The organism is Amycolatopsis minnesotensis (genome assembly GCF_039529815.1).
Taxonomy (GTDB): domain Bacteria; phylum Actinomycetota; class Actinomycetes; order Mycobacteriales; family Pseudonocardiaceae; genus Amycolatopsis; species Amycolatopsis minnesotensis.
The window spans coordinates 1-777 of the sequence record NZ_BAAANN010000140.1; the positions used below are offsets into that span (position 1 = coordinate 1).

The 777-nt window shown below is 71.6% G+C and carries 1 protein-coding gene; it reads left to right on the plus strand.

From position 1 onward, the window contains the following. Positions 1–777, plus strand: a 777-nt coding sequence (locus tag ABD256_RS44200; RefSeq protein WP_486303474.1) for a polyketide synthase dehydratase domain-containing protein, incomplete at both ends; no start/stop codon positions are given.

Here is a 777-nt window from a genome sequence, read left to right on the forward strand (position 1 = left end):
ACTCGACACCCTCCACCACCACGACATCACCACCTACCTCGAACTCGGACCCGACACCACCCTCACCACCCTCACCCACAACCACCTCACCGGAGACAACGTGACAGCGGTCGCGGCCTGCCGCGCGGGCCGGGATGAGGCCACCACGCTGGTGACGGCCCTCGGCGCGCTGCACACGGCCGGGGTCGAAGTGGACTGGCGTGCGTTCTTCGCCGCCCACGATCCGCGGGTGGTGGATCTGCCGACCTACGCCTTCCAGCGCGAGCGGTACTGGGTGAACGCCGACACGGGCGGCGGCGGTGACGCGCGGGCGATGGGCCAGGACGGTCTCGACCACCCGCTGCTGGGCGCGGTGGTGCCGAGCCCCGTCGGGGGCGGGGTCGTGCTGACCGGGCGGATTTCGCGGGAGCTTCAGCCGTGGCTCGTCGATCACGCGGTGCTGGGCCAGGTGCTGGTTCCCGGCGCGGCGTTCGTCGAAATGGCGCTGCAGGCGGCGGCCCGCGCTGGGTGCGAGTCGCTCGATGAGCTGGCCCTGGAGGCACCGCTGGTGCTGCCCGAAACCGGTTCCGTGCGGCTTCGGGTGGAAGTCGGGGCCGAGGAGCAGGGCAGGCGGCCCGTCGCGGTCCACTCGAGGCTCGAAGACGGAGAAGCTGGCGACTGGGTGCGGCACGCGACCGGGTTCGCTGTGGTGGAGTCGGTGGTGTGGGAGGGGTTGGGGGTGTGGCCTCCGGTGGGTGCGGAGGTGGTGGATGTGGGTGGTGTGTATGGGGTGTTCGC